The following is a 20,873-nucleotide window of genomic DNA, read 5'->3' as shown; positions in this document are numbered from 1 at the left end:
CACTCCTCGTGTTAAATCACTCTGGTTGTCAAAACGTACTCATTGAGAGAAACATCTAACACATCACCAGATTGCAATGGCCCCACGCCTTCAGGCGTTCCCGTCAAGATAATATCGCCCGGACGTAAGGTAAAAAAACGCGACATGTAGCTAATCAACGGGATGATAGGCATTCGCATGTCACTCGTATTGCCGTTTTGGCGCAATTGGCCATTTACTGTCAAAGAAAGTTCGGCATTTTGTGGATCATCAAAAGCATTGACAGGAATAAATCCCGATATCGGGCATGATCGATCAAATGCTTTACTTTTTTCCCACGGTTGCCCCGATTGTTTAAATTCACGTTGCAAATCACGTAATGTCAAATCCAGTGCAACTGCAAAGCCTGCAATCGCCTGACTGACTCGCTCTTCATTGGCATTCTTAAGTGCCGAACCAATCAAAACAGCCAATTCTATTTCATGGTGCACAGCACCTAATTCCTGTGGAATGAAAACAGGTTGGCGCAGATCACACAACGCGGTTTCAGGTTTAATGAATATCACTGGCTCTTCAGTGGATTGAGAACCCATTTCTTTCATGTGCTTGTCGTAATTACTGCCGACACAAACAACCTTATTAGCAGGAAAATCCAACAATATCCCCTGCCAATCCCGATGTTGGTACATTACATGGTTCCTTTATCTTATTTTCAGGATTTGATTTTCAGCGATTCAGCGAGTGAAAAAATGAGTACGTTGCATGATACCGTCCGCCATCATACCAACACTGAGCGCAAAATAGTAAGAACGATTCCAGTGCATGAGAGTGCGGAAATTTTGTGTCACCCAAAATGCCCGTTGTGCCGAATCATCAGGGATGACTATCCAACCTTTGGTATTTGCGGGCAACTTAGCAAAATGAGGAGATGAAATTCCCAATACCTGCCACTGTGCAATGGTTTTTCCCTGTTCAGGTTTAACGCCTTCTAAAGCGATATCAAAGCCTGTAGGTAACGAAACAGCATACCCCCAAGGTAAACCTTGTCTCCACCCTTCCTTATGTAAATAATTGGCAGTCGAGGCAAAAACATCTGCTTTATTATTCCAAATATCAATTTGGCCATCACTATCGCCATCAGCACCATACGTTAAGTAAGAAGTTGGCATAAATTGATTTTGGCCCATTGCACCCGCCCAGGAGCCTTTCAGCGCCTGATCTTTATCAATATATTGATTTTCAATTATTTCTAACGCTGCCAGTAACTGTTTGATAAAAAATACTTCTCGGCGTCCCTCAAAAGCCAGCGTAGATAACGCCGAAATGACATCTTCTTTTCCCTGAAATTTGCCAAAACCGCTTTCTAATCCCCACAATGCAACAATATAGGCTTTGGGTACACCGTATTTGTCGCTGATCCTTTTTAGCTGGAGATGATTATCTTCATACTCCTTGACACCCTGTTCAATCTTCCGCGCTGGCAAGATGCGGGTCAGGTAATCATCCAAAGTCACTTTTTTTTCTGGCTGGTTACGATCGGCTTTAATGACGCGCGGAATAAAATGGATGTTGGCAAATGCCCGATCCAATGTTTTTTCACTGATCCCCTGCTCTCTGGCTTGCTGTTTTAGCAAGGCCACATAAGCAGGAAATTGTGATGGCTCACGGGCATTCAATGGAAAATCCTGCTCCAATGCCCTGACTTCGGCTTGAGATCGTGAAGCCAACACGGATGGATAGTACAATTGTTTGGCACTTATTTGTTTACCACTTAATGTACTGCACCCTGTCAGCAAAGTTGCTGTCAATAAAGTCAGCCCAGTGATTAATTTCATAAATCGGCTCCTCATCAATAATTCAGGATCAGGCAGTGACCAGCGATTTTTATTGCTTAGGCGGCTTATTGGGGGCCAGGTGCTCATTGAGCAAACTTTCCACTGGCGGTGGTACTTGCAGGTAAAAACCCTGCTCACTCAACGCGAGTTTTACTTTTTCAATATCAGCATTAGCCAGTTTTTTCCTTTCAGATAATGAAATCATCATTGAATATTGAGGTTCACCAAATGCGTTTAACAGATCTTCAGGAACGCGTGAAAAATTCCCCTTTCTTTCAATATATAGATATGTTTGGTCACGTTTTGGGCTTCTGTAGATTACACAAATCATTGTTATAAACTCTTTTAAATTAACGCTGTGACTTGCTTGAATAATTCACTAACTATAACATGCTTATTATATCTAAGAATATCGTCTCCCAGAGGCTTAGGAAAATGTTTGTATAAACTACCTTGGGAAACTTAACCTTGCTGAGTCAGAATATCGATGTCACAATCGCCAATTGAGCTAAAAGGCAGTAATTTTACGCTTTCGGTCGTTCATTTATATGATGACCAACCGGAAGTCATTCATAAAGCTATACAGGAAAAAATGGAGCAAGCGCCCGAGTTCCTGAAAAATGCGCCCGTTGTTCTCAATATATCTGCTCTCCCTGTTGATGCAGATCTCCCCACACTCCACCGTGCCATCGAGTCAGTTGGATTGCGCATCGTCGGCATCAGCGGTTGTCAAAATGAAGAACAACGAAAAGTCGTTCTAAAATCTGAACTTCCTTTGTTGAAAGAAGGTAAAAGTCAGAAATTTCTTACTCAAGAAAATAAACCGGCTGAACCTATTTTCAAAAAAACTCGTATAATTAATACACCTGTTCGTTCAGGACAAAGAATTTATGCACCAAACAGTGATCTTATTGTGACAAATAATGTGAGCGCTGGTGCAGAATTAATCGCTGATGGAAATATTCATATATATGGTGTGCTGCGTGGACGAGTATTGGCTGGCGCATCTGGTGATCAAGAAAGCCTGATTTTCTGCACCCATTTAAACGCTGAACTCACCTCTATTGCAGGTCAATATTGGCTCAGCGAGAAAATCCCTGAAAATTTTGTTGGCAAGGCAGCAAAATTACGTCTGGTAAACAATGAATTAACTATTGAAACTTTAGTCTAGCCCTTATAACAAGGAATCGCTTCATGGCACGCATTATTGTTGTTACATCTGGTAAAGGTGGCGTTGGCAAAACCACTTCAAGCGCGGCCATTGCTACCGGCCTCGCCCAAAGAGGAAAAAAAACCGTCGTTATTGATTTTGATATCGGTTTACGGAACCTCGACCTCATTATGGGCTGTGAACGCCGTGTGGTTTTTGACTTTGTGAACGTCATTCAAGGTGACGCCAGCTTGAATCAGGCAATTATCAAAGATAAGCGCACAGATAATCTCTATATTCTGCCCGCGTCCCAGACCCGCGATAAAGAAGCCCTCACCCGAGATGGCGTTGAGAAAATTCTGAATGAATTGGATCAACAGGGATTTGATTTCATTATCTGTGATTCACCTGCTGGTATTGAAAGCGGCGCATTGATGGCGCTCTACTTTGCCGATGAAGCAATTATTACGACAAACCCAGAAGTATCTTCTGTTCGTGACTCTGATCGTATTTTAGGTATCCTGGCATCCAAATCACGCCGGGCAGAAAAAGGTGACGAATCTATCAAAGAGCACCTCCTGCTAACACGCTATAATCCGGGACGTGTGAACCGTGGCGATATGCTGAGTATGGAAGATGTACTGGAAATTTTGTGTATCCCTTTGCTTGGTGTTATCCCGGAAGATCAATCTGTTCTCCGTTCATCCAACCAAGGGGAACCGGTCATTTTGGACAAAGACTCTGACGCGGGTAAAGCATACGAAGATACTGTTTTACGTTTACTTGGTGAAGAGCGGCCTTTCCGCTTCATCGAAGAAGAAAAAAAGGGCTTTTTAAAACGCCTGTTTGGGGGGTAACGCATGGCTTTGTTAGATTTCTTCCTGTCGAGAAAAAAACCGACAGCCAATATCGCCAAGGAGCGGCTACAAATCATCGTGGCAGAGCGGCGCCGTGGTGACTCTGAGCCTGCCTATTTGCCCGACATGAAACGGGATATTCTGGCTGTAATTTGTAAGTATGTACAAATCGATCCAGATATGCTTTCTGTGCAGTTTGAGCAAAAAAATGATGATATCTCTGTACTAGAACTGAATGTAACATTACCTGAGGTTGAGGAATCGCCAAAATAGCCATATCAAACGACGCTATTTAATTTAAGTCGGTGATTTTTGTAAAACAGTTTGTTATTTAAATAATATACTCAATAAACTTCAACCCGCAAGACGACGCGAGGCCTTATATTTCCCCGCTGCGCGGGGAAATATAACACGCATCTTGAAGTTGGATTGGTATAGATCAGGAAGTAAAGATAATTTTCCCTGCCTATATATCAGGCAGGGATAAAATTGACATCTTATGTACTACATCTCATAAATAAGACTATAATTGTGATTGAATTAACGCTATTCCTGCGAATAATTTGCCAATATTTCAGCAATAGGTTCAGCCAGTAACTTGCCTCGCCAGCCCCTGATTAACTCAGGTTGATATTCCGGCGCTTTCAATTTCCAATGCCAACAAAGTAATTGATTAATTTGACGGCGAGAAGCCAGCAGTTCGGCACTGAAATAATGGGATTCCCCCACCTGAGCGACCAAAGATTTAATTTCTTTAAACGCCTTACGATAACCAGGATAATCAACCAAATTCACAATTTGAGCCGGACACGCTTCTGCGGGAATATCCCTGCTCTCCGCAACCATCGCCAGCAACCGACGACCATGACAACGAATTTCTTGCCCACTCAATCCCAAAGCGTCCAATTCTGCCAAAGAAGTTGGCATATAACGGGCAACCTGCCATAAATTTTCTTCGCGGATCACGAAATTGACCGCCAAGTCACGTTCACGAGCCTGATTTAAACGCCATGCAGCCAATTTTTTCAAACAGGCCAATTGCCTTGGGCGCAATTGCCATGCGTTACTCATATCCTTATAAGCGTATTCCGGCATCAATACTTCTTTACGGCGTTCGGCTATCAGATTGCTTTCATCTTTTGCCGCATCCAAATATCCCGCCTGCCCTGTTTTTTCCATCAAAATATCGGCCAGCGGTAATAAATAGTAGACATCCGCCGCCGCATATTGACATTGTTTTTCGCTCAACGGTCGAGCCAACCAATCAGTGCGGGATTCGCTCTTATCCAATTCAATATGCAAATACTCAGCAACTAATGTCGCAAAGCCACATGACATGGGGTGACCAATAAATGCAGCCAGTACCTGAGTATCAATCATGGGTTCTGGCAAGCACTGGAAACTATTACTAAAAACCTCTAAATCTTCACTGCCGGCATGGATAAATTTTAATACGTTCGGATCTGTCAATAGCTCCTTAAAGGGCTGCCATTTCGAAATTTCGAGGGGATCAATCAGAGAAAGCTGTTCACCATCAAACAGTTGTATCAGACCTAATTGAGGATAATACGTCCGTGTACGTACAAATTCAGTATCCAGTGCAATTCTTGCGTGTTTTTTTGCCTGCTCACAAGTTGACTGCAATTGGGCATCGGTAGTAATCAACTGATAATTCAAAACATCATTCTCTTAACCATTCATAAGACATGCACAACAACGCCGGTAAAACCGGCGTTGTTGATGTGCAATGGGATATGGCAATAAATAGGCTCAATTTGTAGCAGCATTATCCACTTTTGCCAATTCTTCATTGCGAAGTTCTCTGCGAAGAATTTTACCGACATTAGATTTTGGTAATTCATCACGAAATTCAATGAGCTTCGGCACCTTATATCCCGTCAGGTAACGACGGCAATGCGTTTTAAGTTCATCCTCAGTCAAACTGGGATCTTTGCGTACCACAAATATTTTGACAATTTCTCCTGAGTTTTCACTCGGAACGCCCACTGCTGCCGACTCTAACACTTTAGGATGGGAAGAAACAACATCTTCTACTTCATTTGGATAGACATTAAATCCAGAAACCAGGATCATGTCTTTTTTCCGGTCAACAATGTGTAAAAAGCCTTTTTCATCTACGCTGGCAATATCCCCAGTTGCCAACCAGCCATCTTTCAACACCTCATCAGTCGCATCAGGGCGATCCCAGTAACCTTTCATTACCTGTGGTCCCCGCACCCACATTTCACCTGCTTCGCCCAGTGAAACTTCATTACCATCATTCCCTACCAGCTTGATTTCTGTTGAAGCAATGGGAAAGCCAATACTGCCACTGTAATAGGTCAAGTTATGCGGGTTAGCTGAAACTAGGGGGGAACACTCCGTCAATCCATATCCTTCCAACAGATGACAACCTGTCAAGTTTTGCCATTTTTCAGCCACTACTCGTTGTACGGCCATGCCACCACCAACAGATAAACGTAGTGAGGAAAAATTCAGTTTCTGGAATTCCGCATTATTCAGCCAGGCATTGAATAATGTGTTAACACCTGATAGTGCGGTAAAATGATAACGCGACAGTTCCTTGATTGTGCCATTTACATCACGAGGGTTGGTAATCAACAAATTTTGCCCCCCCAATTCAATAAAGAACAGGCAATTTATCGTTAAAGCAAAGATATGGTACAACGGCAGTGCAGTTACCACTAGCTCTTGCCCAGGCCTCAATAACGGAGAATAACAGGCTCTGGCCTGCTCGAGGTTTGCCAGCATATTACGATGAGTCAGCATTGCACCTTTTGCCACACCTGTGGTTCCCCCCGTATATTGCAGAAAAGCCAAATCCTCGTTTTTTACATCCGGTTTGACATACTGCATGCGATAGCCTTTATGAATCGCACTACGGAACGAAATAGCATCCGGTAAGTGATATTTAGGCACGAGCCTCTTAACGTATTTAACGACGAAATCAACAAGAGTCCCTTTGGGACGTGAAAGTTGGTCACCCATACGCGTCAAAATAACGTTCTTGACTTGCGTATTAAAGACAATCTTTTCTAGGGTATGTGCAAAGTTAGAAACGATAACAATGGCAGATGTGCCACTGTCATTAAGCTGATGTTCCAATTCACGTGGGGTATAGAGCGGATTCACATTGACAACAACCATATCTGCACGCAGGATACCAAATAGTGCCACAGGGTATTGCAGCAAATTGGGCATCATCAATGCCACGCGATCCCCTTGTTTCAACCCCAGGCCATTCTGTAAATAGGCAGCAAAGGCACGACTACGCTCTTCCAATTTACGGAAAGTCATTACCTCGCCCATGTTGATAAATGCGACTTGATCGGCATAACGCGCTACAGCATTTTCAAACATTTCAATCAACGACGAATAACGATCGGGATCGATTTCTGCCGGAACATCTGCCGGATAATGTTTTAGCCAAACTTTTTCCAAGTTGAATACTCCTGAAATCTAATTGCGATGTAACCACTGACCATAAGACAAACCTGACTTGTATATTTAACAAATTATTAACTCAGCGTACCAGTTTGCAAAGCAACAATGTTCAGGTTGGCGATACACATCACTAATTTAATACTATCAATGACTGCAAAAAAATAAGGCAGCTTTTGCCGCCTGAATATTTTTTATTATTTATCAATAAATTAGTTAAATTATTAACACTTGGATTTATAATTAACTAATTATACACTGATTTAATAATTTTTGGCTTGGAGTCTTACTATTATTCCAAACAGCTATAAGTAAGGCATACCAGTTAAAGGATGATTATCAGGAGTTCATGTCACACCAGATCCCACTTGGTTGGCAAGAGGTTTATTCAGTTAAAATTGTTTCAACTGATACAGGCTGTAATGATGAATAACCGCGCCAAAACGGATTATAAGGGTTGCCATAATAGCTCCATAGATCAGTTCCTACAGCAGGGGGAAAAATCATTCGCTGAGATTCATACCAACGTTTTACTCCTGTTGCATTCATCACAACGTAATTGTACGGACTATTGCCTACTTTTCCTTTTTCAAGACCAGTAATCAAACCTACAACAGTCACATAATGATCTTTAAAATCACTGGGTTCTAAAAAAGTATTCACGTAGGCATAAACTCGCCCCAAAGAAGGCGTATCCATACGAGGGGAAGCATTGCCTGCTAGTGGCATGGCAGATATTTCTAATCGAGTCTGGCTTTTTTCATTCAAGACACTCAGCACTTTGCCGCCAAATCTCCCTTCATGTCCAATGTATAACTCAGGCATATTCTTGACAGAAAGCAGATTTTCCATTGGTGTTTTAGTCGTTCCTTTAATAACATCAGGCACTGACACACAACCCGTAAGTACCAGGGTTCCCAATAATGCCACCGCTTGCAGTATGCTTCGATAGTATATTCCATTGAACATAACGCCTCCAACGTAGAAAAAACTTATTAGACTAACCATCCATCGTCTGGTTAGTCAGACTCTAGCCCTTTATACTCATGGACACTGCTTTCTGCCGCAAGTTGCATGAATTTTATTGCGCCAGGCAGAAGACCTTAACGGCCCGGCAATTTTTTCCATGTCACTTCATTACGTAAGTAAACAGGTTCAGCGTGTTCAACCGCTGTCGCCTCCCCTGCGTCCCACATCTGAATGGCCAGTGGCAGCATATCTTCCGCATGGGGTAAAATAACATCGCCTGCTGTCAGCATTAAGTGGCAGTCCAATAATTGAGGATAGGCTTCCCATCCCGTTCCCGCAATTCCCCATTCGCCTGATAAGGAATTCATAATTTCTTGCACTTGCTCAGGTTTCAAAACTGCTTCCGTTTCATCGCCCTGCCATTCACCTTGTGAATTACGAGTGTATTGTCCCCAGTAAACTTCCCCCATCCGCGCATCAATCGCAACCAAAACGTTTGTTGCTCCTGTTAAGCGAAAAGTCCCTTGCGCCAGTGTTTTCAGCGAAGAAACACCAATCATCGGTAATTCAGCGCCCAATGCCAGCCCTTGGGCGATGCCAACACCAATCCGTACACCGGTAAAACTGCCCGGTCCACGACCAAACGCTAACGCATCCAATTGTTGCAGGTTTACTCCACCTTTTGATAAAACCGCTTGAACCATCGGCAAAATACGTTGCGTGTGCTCCCGTGGGGAAATTTCAAACTGTGCTTCAATAGCACCTTCATTCCAAAGTGCAACAGAACAGGCTTCAGTTGCAGTATCAATAGCTAAAATTCGCGTGGACATGCCTTAACTCCGGCAAGATATAGGATCCAAAATAAGGGGCTATACTACCATAGCCCCAACATCATCGCCCCGACATTTTATTCCCCAGACCGCGGTGGGCGTGAGTTCAGAAACGCAATTGCTTTTGATAAATCACGGGTACGGGAAGCAGGGGGCAGGCTGTTTAGAAAAACCTCACCGTATGGACGCATCACCAGCCGATTATCACAAATGACCACAACGCCATAATCATCAATATCACGGATCAGACGCCCAACGCCCTGCTTCAAATCAATCACGGCATCAGGAAGCTGGACTTCGTGAAAAGCATCCCCGCCCTTAAGTTGACAATCCTCAATACGGGCCTTAAGCAAAGGATCATCCGGCGCAGTGAACGGCAATTTATCAATAATAACGCAGGACAATGCATCACCGCGAACATCCACCCCTTCCCAAAAGCTGCCGGTCGCCACCAACAATGCATTACCCGCAGAGATAAATTGTGCCAACAGTTGTGACTTGCTCGTCTCACCCTGCACTAATACTGGCAATGTCATACTGGCACGGAACTCTTCCGCTAAACTGCGCATCATTTGGTGAGAAGTACAGAGGAAAAAACAGCGCCCTTTATTGCTTTCAATTAATGGTTTCAGCATACGAGCCAGCCATTTTGCACCACCATTTTGGTTCGGTGACGGCAAATGACGCGGCACACACAATAACATTTGACGCTGATAATCAAAGGAGCTAGACAAGAGTAATGTCTGGGCCTGTTTTAGCCCTAAACGTTCAGTGAAATGATTTAGCTGTTCATTGACCGACAATGTTGCCGATGTAAAAATCCAACTACCTGATTGTTCACGGAGCATCTCACTGAATTTGTCGGCAACAGATAACGGTGTCAGAGCCAGTAAAAAATGCCGCCCATAACTTTCGAACCAATAGCTGTAATTAGGTATGCTGACATCAATCAGACGCTTAAGACGATTGCGATACACCGTTGCCCGTTCAAAAGCCGCATCCAGCATGGTTGAACGGCCCAAAGAGAGTTTCATCACGTCATAACACAGCTCAAGGGCATCATCCAACCGCACTAATGTGCGCTGAACTTGCTGCTGTTGCAAGGCTTCACGAAGATTACCCCGATAGCTGTTTTCCCCCAATGACAAACGGAAATCTTGTGCACTTTGGCTGAGACGATCTGCACTTTTTTGCAATTGTGTCTGATCCCGCACTTCAGTACGGTAAGCCATGATGATATCACGCGATAAATCCATCAATTGGCGGCTGCTTAGTTGCTGGCCAAAATATTGGCTGGCAATATCAGGGATCTGGTGCGCCTCATCGAAAATCATCACATCAGCCTGCGGGATTAATTCACCAAAACCGGTATCCTTAACCATCATATCAGCCATAAACAGATGATGGTTAACAATCACCACATCCGCTTCCATTGCTTTTCGACGGGCTTTCAGAACGAAACATTGCTGATAGCATGGGCAATCACTGCCAAAACAATTGTCATTAGTACTCGTGACCAATGGCCAAACAGTGCTATCTTCCGCCACTTGGTAGCAGGTGCTGATATCACCATCTTTTGTATGGCCTGACCAATGCTTCAATTTGATGACTTCCGCCAAGATTTCAGTGTCTAACTGGGAATTGCCGATCGTCTGCTGCTCAAGGCGTTCAAGGCATAAATAATTTGAACGCCCTTTTAATAGCGCCAGCTTGCCGGTAAAACCTAACGCCTCAACGATAGTGGGTAGATCTCGATTGTAAAGCTGATCCTGTAATGCCTTAGAACCCGTAGAAATAATCACTTTTTTACCGGAGCGCAAAGCAGGTACTAAATAAGCAAATGTTTTACCGGTTCCCGTTCCTGCTTCTACGACCAATTGTTGCTGTTTTTTAATCGCAATTGTAATAGCCGAAGACATTTCCCGCTGGGCATCGCGTGGCTTGAAACCTGGTATGGCTTTGGCTAGTATGCCATTTTTCGCAAAATCGTCTGACACAAACAGTCTCTTTCAATAAAATGTGGCGGAATTATGCCAATACTGAGTTGTAATAACTACTCAATTCAGCAAAAAACTGGATAAATTAACAGGAGATTTAATGACTATTAAACGCATTGACCCAGATACCCGCTGGTCAGAAGCGGTCGTTCACAATGACACTATCTATTATACCAGTGTGCCAGAACAACTGGACGGTAATATTACAGAGCAAACCGCCGATACTCTGGCAGCCATTGATACCCTGTTACATCGCCTTGGTTCAGATAAAAGCAAGATTTTGGATGCTACAATTTTTCTGGCAGATAAAGCCGATTTTGCAGGCATGAATGCCGCGTGGGACGCATGGGTTGTTGCCGGAAGTGCGCCAGTCCGCTGTACTGTTCAAGCAGCATTGATGGACCCTAAGTATAAAGTCGAAATCAAAATTATTGCCGCTTTATAGTCTGTATCTATCAAACAAATATGGCCTTAAATGAGCTATTGTTCATTCAAGGCCATGTTAGAAATGAAATTTAAGGAATGGAGAGTAGAAATTAGGCCATTTTAATAATAATTATGCCAATCAACAGCAGCACAATACCACTCCATCCCTTAAAATTCAGTCTTTGGTTAAACATTACCCAGCCAGCGGCGACGGTAGCAATAATGCCGAATGCTCCCCATAAAGCATAAGCAATGGAAAGCTCAATCCCTTTCACTGCCTGAGCCAACGCACTGAATGCGCCCAAAACAGCAACCAGAGACAAAATACCCATCCAGAAGCGCTGAAATCCATTGGATAATTTCAATAAAATATTTGCTACAATTTCCAAAACAACGGCCAAGACCAGGAACGCACCATGCCACCATTCAAATTGAGTTAGCATATCATGCCTCCTTGATTTGCTTGTTCAAAATACCGTTTAGTGAGCTTGATGGATTATGTTTTGATGTCTTGTTTGAAGCATGGGCTTTGGTTTTTTTCTCCCCCACCTTGATTAAAGCAATCCCAGCTATCAACAATGCTAATCCACTTATTTTCATCAATGACAGCGACTCGTTAAACCACATTACGCTAAAAGCGGTAATAAACAGGATCCCAATACCTTCCCAAAGTGCATAAGCCACGCCCAATGACACTTTTTTCACAGCGATTGCCAGCAAAATATAAGAAGTTGTGATCATGGTATACATCACAATCATGCCTGTAAAACCACCTGAAACGCTGGCTTGTTTCATTGACAGAGTGCCAATGACTTCTGTCACAATCGCCAGTACAAGAAATACCCAATAAAACATTTTTTTCTCCTGAACATACTAATAAGCATGCCAAGATATCAAGCTATAAATGCCCACAAAGTCGGCGGCAAATGCGATTATGCAACATCAGAATCAAACTGACCTTTAGCGAAATATTTTGGCAAGTGATAATTACCGGTGAAGAACCGGTTAGCAGGAGAAGGCCCTAAAGGGCGCCGCACCAGTAGTGCTCACTGGATAAGATAGTGGAAAGGAAAAAAACATGGGTACAACGTTGAATTTTGTTACTATGTTGAATGTTGACGCTTTTGGCGCTATTCATGATGTTTTATTCTTTCATCACACATAACTACCGCGTGATATACTAAGAACCCTCGTATTAAAATGTAATGATGTATTTCTATCATAGCACCAAATAAAAAGCAATAATTTATATTTGGTTAGCCAATCTTCACTTTTAGTAAAAAAAGTGGAGTAAGTAGCTATTTTTACTATAATTTTATCATTCAGATATCAAATTTTGAATTATTTTCACAAAAACCGGCCGGACATTAAGTCCGGCCATTCTTTTGATGAGTCGTTTAGTACAAACTAAAAAAAACCACCGTTTATTCAAACTCATTCCATGAACGACCATCACGTGTAATCAGCGCGATAGAAGCCACGGGTCCCCACGTGCCGGCCTGATAAGGTTTTGGTGGTTCATTATCCGCCGCCCATGCATCGATAATGGAATCCACCCATTTCCAGGCTTCTTCCACTTCATCACGACGGACAAACAGTGCCTGAATACCGCGCATTGCTTCCAACAATAACCTTTCATAAGCATCAGCAAGGTGTGTCTGATTAAATGTTTCAGAGAAACTCAGATCCAACTTGGTCGTTTGCAAACGGTGTTTATGTTCCAGCCCCGGTGCTTTATTTAGCACTTCAATATCAATGCCTTCATCTGGCTGCAAACGAATTGTCAATTTGTTTTGTGGTAACTGCTGGTAGGATTCAGCAAACAGATTCAGGGAAGGTTCTTTGAAATAGACCACAACTTCAGAACACTTAGCCGGCAACCGCTTTCCGGTTCTCAGGTAGAAAGGCACCCCAGACCAGCGCCAGTCATCAATATCGACACGAATCGACACAAAAGTTTCTGTTTTACTGGCTTTATTCGCCCCTTCTTCTTCCAGATAACCGGGAACTTTCTTACCATGCACAAAACCTGCGGTATATTGCCCGCGAACCGTTTTTTCCCTGACATTGGTCTGATTAATCCGACGCAATGAACGCAACACTTTTACTTTTTCATCACGAATACGATCTGCTGTCAGGTCAGCCGGTGGTGACATGGCAATCATAGTCAGAATTTGCAGAAGATGATTTTGGATCATATCGCGCATCTGCCCTGCCTGATCGAAATAGCCCCAGCGCCCTTCGATACCAACTTCTTCAGCAACGGTAATTTGTACATGATCAATCGTGCGATGATCCCAATTATTAACGAAAAGCGAGTTGGCAAAACGCAGCGCTAATAAGTTCAATACCGTTTCTTTCCCCAAATAATGGTCAATACGGTAAATTTGGCTCTCATTGAAATATTTTGCAACTTCATCATTAATCGCTCTGGAAGAAGCAAGATCGGTTCCCAGCGGTTTTTCCATCACTACACGATTGGGTTCCGTATTCAGCTCCGCAGCACCTAATCCGTGGCATACGGCACCAAATGTACTTGGAGGCATGGCAAAATAGTGAATAGCGGGTAAGTCATCTTTATTAATTATTTTTGCTAATTCGTTGAAATGCTCCGTTTCATTTACATCCAAATTACAAAATTCCAGACGTGAACGGAGTTTCTTCCACAATTCTGCATCCAGTTTTTCGGACATAAATGTCACCAATGCTTCTTCAACGACTTTGGTGTAGGCTGTTTTATCCCAGTCAGCTCGACCGACGCCGATAATTCGGGTATCAGGATGGATATAACCCGCTTTTTCCAACTGGTAAAGGGAAGGCATTAATTTCCGGCGTGCTAAGTCTCCTTTCGCCCCAAAAATTACCAAATTACAAGCCTGAGCTGTAGACGTCACCGCCATGTTGCATCTCCTCAATTACGGGATATTGTAATTTTTTTACAGAATCTGTGGGTAATGTACTCTTTTGGTTATATGCAGTAAACACTGATTATTCATGGATTATTGATATAGCTCTTCGTATTTCACGTTGCTGCTGGATTAGTGACAAAATGAAACCCATTGGCCGCAGGCTATTAAATAACCGCACAGCCGCTTCCTGTACCCCCTTTCACATTCATGGTAATTTTGTATTCACTGGCAATATGGTTATAATTCATACCGAGCAGTGATTGTAAACTGAAAATTTACAACGATTAAGAATTAATCTTACCAAGTTGAAAGTTAGACTCCTGTCATGTTTTCATGAAAAATCCCATGTTATCCGGTTATTGCCACTGCCAGCTTTCAATAACAAGTAGTATATTTTCATGAAAATGAAATAGATTTCGCCTGTTAATGAAATCGTTAAAACCGAGGTTAAACTTCGTTTTATGAACACACTGGAACGGCTCCAAAATAGTCTTGATGTTTTGAGTAAGTCAGAGAAAAAGGTTGCGCAGGTCATTCTTGCTTCACCACAAACTGCCATCCATTCAAGCATTGCCACTCTGGCTAAAATGGCGAATGTGAGTGAACCGACGGTGAATCGTTTTTGTCGTCGCCTCAACACCAAAGGATTTCCTGACTTTAAATTGCATCTGGCACAGAGCCTCGCCAATGGTACACCTTATGTGAACCGAAACGTGGAAGAAAGTGACAGCGTCACCTCTTATACAAACAAAATTTTCGAATCAGTCATGGCAAATCTGGAAACGGTCAAAAGTAATCTGGATATTGCCGCCATCAACCGCGCAGTCGACCTTCTGACACAAGCCAGAAAACTCTCTTTTTTTGGTTTGGGAGCATCAGCCGCTGTGGCCCATGATGCCATGAACAAATTTTTTCGCTTCAATATTCCAGTGACCTATTTTGATGATATTGTGATGCAACGAATGAGCTGTATTAGCAGTACCGAAGGCGATGTTGTCGTATTAATTTCCCATACTGGAAGAACAAAAAGCCTTGTAGAAATTGCTAAACTGGCCCGCGAAAACGATGCAACAGTGATCGCCATTACCTCAACAGGCTCCCCATTAGCGCACGAAGCTACCCTCCCCATTTTGTTGGATGTTCCCGAAGATACAGATATCTATATGCCGATGGTCTCAAGAATAGCTCAATTAACCATCATTGATGTACTGGCAACGGGTTTTACACTGCGCCGCGGCTCAAAATTCAGAGATAATTTGAAGAGGGTCAAAGAAGCGTTGCGTAATTCACGGTTTGATAAGCCTGAATAAACCAGAAAATAGACTGTGTTTTTGTTCACTATTTATCAATTCTCCAGACTGATAGCATATGTAGACTTTTCCCCACTACATATTCGCAGTCGGGGTTAATAATCAATAAATTAATGGTTATCCTACGGTAATCGAAAACTCATATACCCTATGGATTTCAAGTGCCCCCCCACCGATGCGGCAACTTGAAAAACAAAAGGTATACTTCACAGGTCAACGGAGTAATGCATGTCCAGACGGCTCAGAAGAACAAAGATCGTCACTACACTTGGCCCAGCTACAGATCGTGACGATAATCTTGAAAAAGTTATCCAAGCAGGGGCCAACGTCGTCCGCCTTAATTTCTCTCATGGCACTGCGGAAGATCATATCCAACGTGCTAATAAAGTACGCGAAATTGCGGCCCGTTTAGGTTGTCATGTTGCCATCCTCGGTGATCTTCAAGGGCCTAAAATACGCATATCCACCTTTAAAGAAGGAAAAATTTTCCTGAATATTGGGGATAAATTCCTGCTGGATGCCAATCTAAGTAAGGGAGAGGGAGATAAAGAAAAAGTCGGTATTGACTATAAAGGTTTGCCATCTGATGTAACGGCTGGTGATATCCTGCTATTGGATGATGGACGTGTTCAATTGAAAATCCTGGAAGTTCAGGGGATAAAAATCTTCACGGAAGTGACTGTAGGAGGCCCGCTTTCCAACAATAAAGGCATCAATAAATTGGGCGGCGGGTTATCAGCCGAAGCACTGACAGCAAAAGATAAGGAAGATATCATCACAGCTGCCAAAATTGGGGTTGATTATCTTGCGATTTCTTTCCCTCGTTCAGGTGAAGATTTGAATTATGCGCGCCGTCTCGCACGAGATGCTGGTTGCGAAACCCAAATCGTTGCAAAAGTTGAGCGAGCAGAAGCTGTTAGTAGTGACGAAATTATTGATGAAATTATTCTGGCATCGGATGTTGTCATGGTCGCTCGTGGTGATCTCGGTGTTGAAATTGGTGACCCCGAACTGGTTGGTGTACAGAAAAAACTGATCCGCCGCGCTCGCCAACTGAATCGTGTTGTGATTACAGCCACACAAATGATGGAATCTATGATCACCAACCCAATGCCGACGCGTGCTGAAGTCATGGATGTCGCCAATGCGGTACTGGATGGTACTGATGCGGTTATGCTTTCTGCTGAAACAGCCGCAGGTCAGTATCCTGCGGAAACCGTTGCCGCTATGGCACAAGTCTGTCTTGGCGCGGAAAAAATGCCAAGTGTCAATGTTTCCAAACATCGCCTGGATATTACATTTGATAGCATTGAAGAAGCGATTTCAATGTCTACCATGTATGCCGCCAACCATCTGAAAGGCGTCAAGGCAATTATTGCGATGACTGAATCTGGCCGCACGGCTCGCATGATGTCCCGCATCAGTTCTGGCCTGCCTATCTTCTCTATGTCTCGCCATGAATCAACCTTAAACCGTACCGCCCTGTATCGTGGTGTAACACCCGTTTATTGTAGCTCGCATACTGATGGGATCGCAGCGGCAAATGAAGCAGTGAATCGTCTGCGCGATAAAGATTATCTCATCTCTGGGGATTTAGTACTTGTGACCCAAGGTGATCAGATGGGAACAATTGGCAGTACCAATACCTGTCGCGTACTTGAAGTAGAATAATGGGCTATTCATAAAAACAAATGGTAAAGGATAAGGGGCAGTACACTGCCTCTTATTATGATTAATTTTATTATTCCAATCATCACAGATCTTCCCTTTTATAAGGCTCAATATCCCCTGCTTTCCGCGTCTTAAGTAATTTTAAGATCCAGGTGTATTGTTCAGGATTCGGCTTCACCAATGCCTCCAACTCCTCATTCATTCGGCGAGCAATATAGGTATCATCCTGTCCTGCAATATCCTCCATGGGTGGACGGATATAAATGTCCAACTGATGAGTTTGGCAATTATAAACCGGAAATAGCGGAACAACGGCGGCGCGGCAAACCTTCATTAAGCGCCCAAGTGCAGGCAACGTAGCCTTGTAAGTGGCAAAAAAATCGACAAATTCACTGTGCTCTTCGCCATGATCCTGATCAGGCAAATAGTATCCCCAAAAGCCTTCACGCACTGTAGAGATAAAGGGTTTAATTCCCGCATCACGGGAATGCAAACGACCACCAAAGTGACAGCGCGCTTTATTCCATAAGTAATCAGCCACGGGATTACTTTGATGATGAAACATCGCTGACATTTGTTGGCCACGGGCAGCCAACAACATCGCGGGAATATCAACAGACCAACCATGTGGAACCATAAAAATCACATTTTTGCCTTGTGCTTTTAAGGCTTGAATAATGTCTTCACCATGCCATTGGGTTCGCTCAAGTGTCGATTTTGCTCCCCTGAGACAAAGCTCCGCCAGCATAACAAACGATTGAGGGGCGGTAGCAAACATGCGATCAATCAGCTCTTCGTGCTGCTGTTCCGTTAATTCAGGAAAGCAGTAAATTAAATTGATTTTCGCCCTGCGACGAGCACTTTTCACTTTTCTTCCCGCCCAAATACCTATCCTGGCCAGAAATGGATCACGCCATTTTACAGGGACATAAGACAATCCTGCCAATAGCCCCACGCCAGCCCAAAGACCCCAATAACGGGGATGTAAATAAGCTCGATGAAACCGAGGGACATATCCCAATTTACTATCTGTATCTTTTTCTTTATTCATGAGCTAACTCTGATGATCCCAATATTTGCTCTCAAGGCGAAAGTTTACAACAAAAAATAAGATAAAAGCGGATGATAGTCATCATCCGCTTTTATCTCTGTCAATAATCGGAAGTTGATGCGCTTAATCTAGCAACAATTGAGGCTTAGTTTCCTTAACCATGGCTACATATTCTGTACGCTCTTTACCACTCAACCCACCAGAACGCGGCAATTTTGCAGTGAGCGGATTAACCGGTCTCTGGTTATCCCAGAATTCAAAGTGCAAGTGTGGGCCTGTTGAACGCCCCGTATTCCCTGATAGCGCAATACGTTCACCCCGTTTCACTTTCTGACCCGGTTTTACCAGTATTTTTCTCAAGTGCATGTATCGAGTTGTATATTGACGACCGTGCCGTATGGCAATGAAATTACCGGCCGCACCATCAAATTTAGCGACAACGACTTCACCATCACCGACTGCCAAAACGGGAGTTCCTACTGGCATAGCAAAATCAACCCCTTTATGAGCTGTAATTCTGCCGGTTACCGGATTTAAGCGATGTGGATTGAAAGAGGAAGATACTCTGAACTGTTTAGTTGTAGGAAAGCGCAGGAAACCACGCTCAAGACCGGAAGCATTGCTGTCGTAAAAACGACCATCACTGGCCCGGAAAGCATAATAATCATTGCCACCACTCTGTAAGCGAACGCCTAACAATTGGCTCTGCTCACTTTTCCCATCAAGCATTTCACGGGACATCAGCACAGAAAAATGATCACCTTTACGCAATTTGCGGAAATCTATCTGCCATTGCAACGCTTTTGTCACTTCTCTGGCTTCGCTGCTTGTTAATCCAGCAATCAGGGCACTACTATTAAAACTGCCATCAACTGTACCTGTGATGACACTATTTTTCCATTCTCCCTTCTGGAACTCTTGCGTTTCGTTAAAAATGTCTCCTTCGCGAGTATAAACGCGAGTTTCACGACGTGATATATCCCAGGTCAGCGTTTTTAAACTCCCATTATCGTCAGTAGTCCACGATAATGACTGACCAATACCAAGATTACGCAATGACTTATATCGGTTTGCTAACAAAGCAACATCAGAGGAGTCAATTCCGAACTGAGTCAAAATCGAACTCAGGGTATCACCACTGGAGACAACATATTGGTGCGGAACATTTACTGCTGTATCAACAGAACTGCCATCATCATCCCCAATGCCCTCATTGGGGAGTTGTTCATTAGCATCCCCAGCGACATCATCCGTTGCTTCTGGAATGCTATCCGGAGTACTGAGAATAATACTACCTGTCCGTTCTTCTTGTTCATGATAAACAACAGGCCGCCATATCGCGATAGCCAAAGTGACCAGCGTTAGAGATCCAAGCATGATCTTGTGTGGTTTGGGCAGATTGTTGTATACCAGAACGATAGTTTTAGCTATCTGCTGCACTAATAAAATTCCTTATTGTACTAATTCAGGCAGCTCGCGTATTGTTTTGATAGTTGAGTTATAAATTTCATGTAGCTATCTTTATCCAATACGATGCCGCTCCCTAAAGGGTCAAGTATTCCAATACGTACATCAGTACCTTTTGCTACGGCATGAATAACGGCTGGCCTGAATTGAGGTTCAGCAAAAATACACCTTGCTTTCTGCTCAACCAATTGTGTTCGTATTTTGTGTAATCTCTGCGCACCAGGTTGTATTTCAGGATTGACCGTGAAAACACCTAGCGGAGCCAATTGGTAATGTTTTTCAAAATAACCGTACGCGTCATGAAAAACAAAATAACCCTGATTTTGTATGGGCGTTAAAACATGAGTAATATTCTTATCAGTTTGTGCAAGCTGTCCATTGAATTTACGTAGGTTTACTTCTAATTGCTGTTTTTGTTGAGGATATTGCTCAATAAGCTGGTCATATATTGCTTGAGCGGCTTTTCCCGCAATCTCTGGAGAAAGCCAAAGATGCATATTATATTCACCGTGATGATGTTCGTGATCTTCCTCATGTTCATGCTGATATGATTCAGTCTCGGAATCATTCCCATCTTCACTATTTTTCAATAATAATGGCTTAATGGTAGATAATTCAGCCAGTGCCAGTTGTTTATTCTGCTCAATTTTAGCTATCGGTTTCGCCAAAAAGGTTTCCATATCTGGGCCAATCCAAACCACCAAATCGGCTTGATTAATTTTCCGTACATCCAGAGGCCGTAACGCATAATCATGTGGAGAAGCCCCATCGGGCAGAAGTACCTGAGTATTTGTTACACCATCAGCAATGGCAGCAGCAATAAAGCCCAATGGCCGAATGGATGTGACAACATCTGCCTGCACAGAGCCATTCACTCCTGCCACTAACACAGCAGCTAATGCGATTTTATGAAAAAGTTTATGCGCGTATTTCTGTGAATTGTGTAACATAATATGAATA

Annotated in this window: 20 protein-coding genes; 6 read left to right on the top strand and 14 right to left on the bottom strand. The window is 43.2% G+C overall.

Going from position 1 to position 20,873, the window contains the following annotated elements; all coding sequences use genetic code 11:
• Positions 1 to 11: 11 nt before the first annotated feature.
• The 3 genes from AAY47_RS11665 to AAY47_RS11655 are packed head-to-tail and all read right to left on the bottom strand — an operon-like array spanning position 12 to position 2,145.
• Positions 12 to 668, bottom strand: coding sequence for a fumarylacetoacetate hydrolase family protein (locus AAY47_RS11665; protein ID WP_047770063.1), 657 nt, complete (start codon positions 666 to 668; stop codon positions 12 to 14).
• A gap of 45 nt (positions 669 to 713) precedes the next feature.
• The gene (locus tag AAY47_RS11660) at positions 714 to 1,814 is read right to left on the bottom strand and encodes a lytic murein transglycosylase (RefSeq protein ID WP_047770061.1); all 1,101 of its coding nucleotides are present in this window, start codon (positions 1,812 to 1,814) and stop codon (positions 714 to 716) included.
• Positions 1,815 to 1,863: 49 nt separating this feature from the next.
• Positions 1,864 to 2,145 (bottom strand): YcgL domain-containing protein, encoded by a 282-nt coding sequence (locus AAY47_RS11655; protein ID WP_047770059.1) that lies wholly within the window; start codon positions 2,143 to 2,145, stop codon positions 1,864 to 1,866.
• 156 nt (positions 2,146 to 2,301) lie between these two features.
• On the opposite strand from AAY47_RS11655, the gene minC reads away from it, so the two are divergent.
• The 3 genes from minC to minE are packed head-to-tail and all read left to right on the top strand — an operon-like array spanning position 2,302 to position 4,094.
• A complete protein-coding gene (minC, locus tag AAY47_RS11650; RefSeq protein WP_047770057.1) occupies positions 2,302 to 2,985 on the top strand; it encodes a septum site-determining protein MinC in 684 nt (227 codons plus the stop codon).
• A gap of 23 nt (positions 2,986 to 3,008) precedes the next feature.
• Positions 3,009 to 3,821, top strand: coding sequence for a septum site-determining protein MinD (gene minD, locus AAY47_RS11645; protein WP_047770055.1), 813 nt, complete (start codon positions 3,009 to 3,011; stop codon positions 3,819 to 3,821).
• Between the two features lie 3 nt (positions 3,822 to 3,824).
• Positions 3,825 to 4,094 carry a cell division topological specificity factor MinE gene (gene minE, locus AAY47_RS11640; RefSeq protein ID WP_047770052.1) on the top strand — a complete coding sequence of 90 codons (270 nt, stop codon included), beginning with the start codon at positions 3,825 to 3,827 and terminating at the stop codon, positions 4,092 to 4,094.
• Positions 4,095 to 4,367: 273 nt separating this feature from the next.
• On the opposite strand, the gene rnd is transcribed toward minE, so the two are convergent.
• The 5 genes from rnd to AAY47_RS11615 all read right to left on the bottom strand — a co-directional run bounded on the left by rnd (position 4,368) and on the right by AAY47_RS11615 (position 11,079).
• Positions 4,368 to 5,498 (bottom strand): ribonuclease D, encoded by a 1,131-nt coding sequence (gene rnd, locus AAY47_RS11635; protein ID WP_047770050.1) that lies wholly within the window; start codon positions 5,496 to 5,498, stop codon positions 4,368 to 4,370.
• Between the two features lie 93 nt (positions 5,499 to 5,591).
• Entirely contained in the window at positions 5,592 to 7,283 is a 1,692-nt protein-coding gene (gene fadD, locus AAY47_RS11630) for a long-chain-fatty-acid--CoA ligase FadD (RefSeq protein WP_047770048.1), read from the bottom strand.
• 384 nt (positions 7,284 to 7,667) lie between these two features.
• Positions 7,668 to 8,252, bottom strand: a complete 585-nt coding sequence (locus tag AAY47_RS11625; RefSeq protein ID WP_047770047.1) for a Slp family lipoprotein — start codon at positions 8,250 to 8,252, stop codon at positions 7,668 to 7,670.
• A 134-nt stretch (positions 8,253 to 8,386) separates the two neighbouring features.
• Complete coding sequence (gene tsaB, locus AAY47_RS11620) at positions 8,387 to 9,082, bottom strand: tRNA (adenosine(37)-N6)-threonylcarbamoyltransferase complex dimerization subunit type 1 TsaB (protein ID WP_047770046.1); 696 nt, start codon at positions 9,080 to 9,082, stop codon at positions 8,387 to 8,389.
• Positions 9,083 to 9,159: 77 nt separating this feature from the next.
• The gene (locus AAY47_RS11615) at positions 9,160 to 11,079 is read right to left on the bottom strand and encodes an ATP-dependent DNA helicase (RefSeq protein ID WP_047770045.1); all 1,920 of its coding nucleotides are present in this window, start codon (positions 11,077 to 11,079) and stop codon (positions 9,160 to 9,162) included.
• 100 nt (positions 11,080 to 11,179) lie between these two features.
• Between AAY47_RS11615 and AAY47_RS11610 the strand changes: the two genes are divergently transcribed.
• Positions 11,180 to 11,524, top strand: a complete 345-nt coding sequence (locus AAY47_RS11610; protein WP_047770044.1) for a RidA family protein — start codon at positions 11,180 to 11,182, stop codon at positions 11,522 to 11,524.
• A 91-nt stretch (positions 11,525 to 11,615) separates the two neighbouring features.
• Here the strand turns inward: AAY47_RS11610 and mdtI are convergent, their stop codons facing one another.
• The 3 genes from mdtI to zwf form a co-directional block, all read right to left on the bottom strand.
• Positions 11,616 to 11,948, bottom strand: coding sequence for a multidrug/spermidine efflux SMR transporter subunit MdtI (mdtI, locus tag AAY47_RS11605; RefSeq protein ID WP_047770043.1), 333 nt, complete (start codon positions 11,946 to 11,948; stop codon positions 11,616 to 11,618).
• A gap of 1 nt (position 11,949) precedes the next feature.
• Positions 11,950 to 12,360: a multidrug/spermidine efflux SMR transporter subunit MdtJ gene (gene mdtJ / locus AAY47_RS11600; RefSeq protein ID WP_047770042.1), complete on the bottom strand. Its 411-nt coding sequence runs from the start codon at positions 12,358 to 12,360 to the stop codon at positions 11,950 to 11,952.
• 569 nt (positions 12,361 to 12,929) lie between these two features.
• Positions 12,930 to 14,405 (bottom strand): glucose-6-phosphate dehydrogenase, encoded by a 1,476-nt coding sequence (gene zwf / locus AAY47_RS11595; RefSeq protein WP_047770040.1) that lies wholly within the window; start codon positions 14,403 to 14,405, stop codon positions 12,930 to 12,932.
• A 470-nt stretch (positions 14,406 to 14,875) separates the two neighbouring features.
• On the opposite strand from zwf, the gene AAY47_RS11590 reads away from it, so the two are divergent.
• Positions 14,876 to 15,724, top strand: a complete 849-nt coding sequence (locus AAY47_RS11590) for a MurR/RpiR family transcriptional regulator (RefSeq protein WP_047770038.1) — start codon at positions 14,876 to 14,878, stop codon at positions 15,722 to 15,724.
• Between the two features lie 228 nt (positions 15,725 to 15,952).
• On the top strand, positions 15,953 to 17,395 hold the full coding sequence (gene pyk, locus AAY47_RS11585) for a pyruvate kinase (RefSeq protein ID WP_047770036.1): 1,443 nt from the start codon (positions 15,953 to 15,955) through the stop codon (positions 17,393 to 17,395).
• Positions 17,396 to 17,477: 82 nt separating this feature from the next.
• Here pyk and lpxM read toward each other — a convergent pair whose 3' ends face one another.
• The 3 genes from lpxM to znuA form a co-directional block, all read right to left on the bottom strand.
• On the bottom strand, positions 17,478 to 18,446 hold the full coding sequence (gene lpxM / locus AAY47_RS11580) for a lauroyl-Kdo(2)-lipid IV(A) myristoyltransferase (RefSeq protein WP_047770035.1): 969 nt from the start codon (positions 18,444 to 18,446) through the stop codon (positions 17,478 to 17,480).
• A 123-nt stretch (positions 18,447 to 18,569) separates the two neighbouring features.
• Positions 18,570 to 19,886, bottom strand: coding sequence for a murein DD-endopeptidase MepM (gene mepM, locus AAY47_RS11575; RefSeq protein WP_047770033.1), 1,317 nt, complete (start codon positions 19,884 to 19,886; stop codon positions 18,570 to 18,572).
• A gap of 20 nt (positions 19,887 to 19,906) precedes the next feature.
• Positions 19,907 to 20,863, bottom strand: a complete 957-nt coding sequence (gene znuA / locus AAY47_RS11570; protein ID WP_047770031.1) for a zinc ABC transporter substrate-binding protein ZnuA — start codon at positions 20,861 to 20,863, stop codon at positions 19,907 to 19,909.
• Positions 20,864 to 20,873: the final 10 nt, after the last annotated feature.

It is taken from the genome of Xenorhabdus griffiniae, from assembly GCF_001028135.1.
GTDB classification, from domain to species: Bacteria; Pseudomonadota; Gammaproteobacteria; order Enterobacterales; family Enterobacteriaceae; genus Xenorhabdus; species Xenorhabdus bakwenae.
Note: the sequence above shows the minus strand (reverse complement) of the source record. Positions and strands in the feature narration are given on the sequence as shown.

Bases quoted from the DNA above. Each gene is read 5' to 3' on its own strand.
- zwf (WP_047770040.1), bottom strand. From the start codon at position 14,405: ATGGCGGTGACGTCTACAGCTCAGGCTTGTAATTTGGTAATTTTTGGG.
- lpxM (WP_047770035.1), bottom strand. From the start codon at position 18,446: ATGAATAAAGAAAAAGATACAGATAGTAAATTGGGATATGTCCCTCGG.
- pyk (WP_047770036.1), top strand. From the start codon at position 15,953: ATGTCCAGACGGCTCAGAAGAACAAAGATCGTCACTACACTTGGCCCA.
- minD (WP_047770055.1), top strand. From the start codon at position 3,009: ATGGCACGCATTATTGTTGTTACATCTGGTAAAGGTGGCGTTGGCAAA.
- tsaB (WP_047770046.1), bottom strand. From the start codon at position 9,082: ATGTCCACGCGAATTTTAGCTATTGATACTGCAACTGAAGCCTGTTCT.
- znuA (WP_047770031.1), bottom strand. From the start codon at position 20,863: ATGTTACACAATTCACAGAAATACGCGCATAAACTTTTTCATAAAATC.
- mdtI (WP_047770043.1), bottom strand. From the start codon at position 11,948: ATGCTAACTCAATTTGAATGGTGGCATGGTGCGTTCCTGGTCTTGGCC.
- mdtJ (WP_047770042.1), bottom strand. From the start codon at position 12,360: ATGTTTTATTGGGTATTTCTTGTACTGGCGATTGTGACAGAAGTCATT.
- AAY47_RS11610 (WP_047770044.1), top strand. From the start codon at position 11,180: ATGACTATTAAACGCATTGACCCAGATACCCGCTGGTCAGAAGCGGTC.
- AAY47_RS11665 (WP_047770063.1), bottom strand. From the start codon at position 668: ATGTACCAACATCGGGATTGGCAGGGGATATTGTTGGATTTTCCTGCT.
- AAY47_RS11655 (WP_047770059.1), bottom strand. From the start codon at position 2,145: ATGATTTGTGTAATCTACAGAAGCCCAAAACGTGACCAAACATATCTA.
- minE (WP_047770052.1), top strand. From the start codon at position 3,825: ATGGCTTTGTTAGATTTCTTCCTGTCGAGAAAAAAACCGACAGCCAAT.
- minC (WP_047770057.1), top strand. From the start codon at position 2,302: ATGTCACAATCGCCAATTGAGCTAAAAGGCAGTAATTTTACGCTTTCG.
- AAY47_RS11590 (WP_047770038.1), top strand. From the start codon at position 14,876: ATGAACACACTGGAACGGCTCCAAAATAGTCTTGATGTTTTGAGTAAG.
- AAY47_RS11625 (WP_047770047.1), bottom strand. From the start codon at position 8,252: ATGTTCAATGGAATATACTATCGAAGCATACTGCAAGCGGTGGCATTA.
- AAY47_RS11660 (WP_047770061.1), bottom strand. From the start codon at position 1,814: ATGAAATTAATCACTGGGCTGACTTTATTGACAGCAACTTTGCTGACA.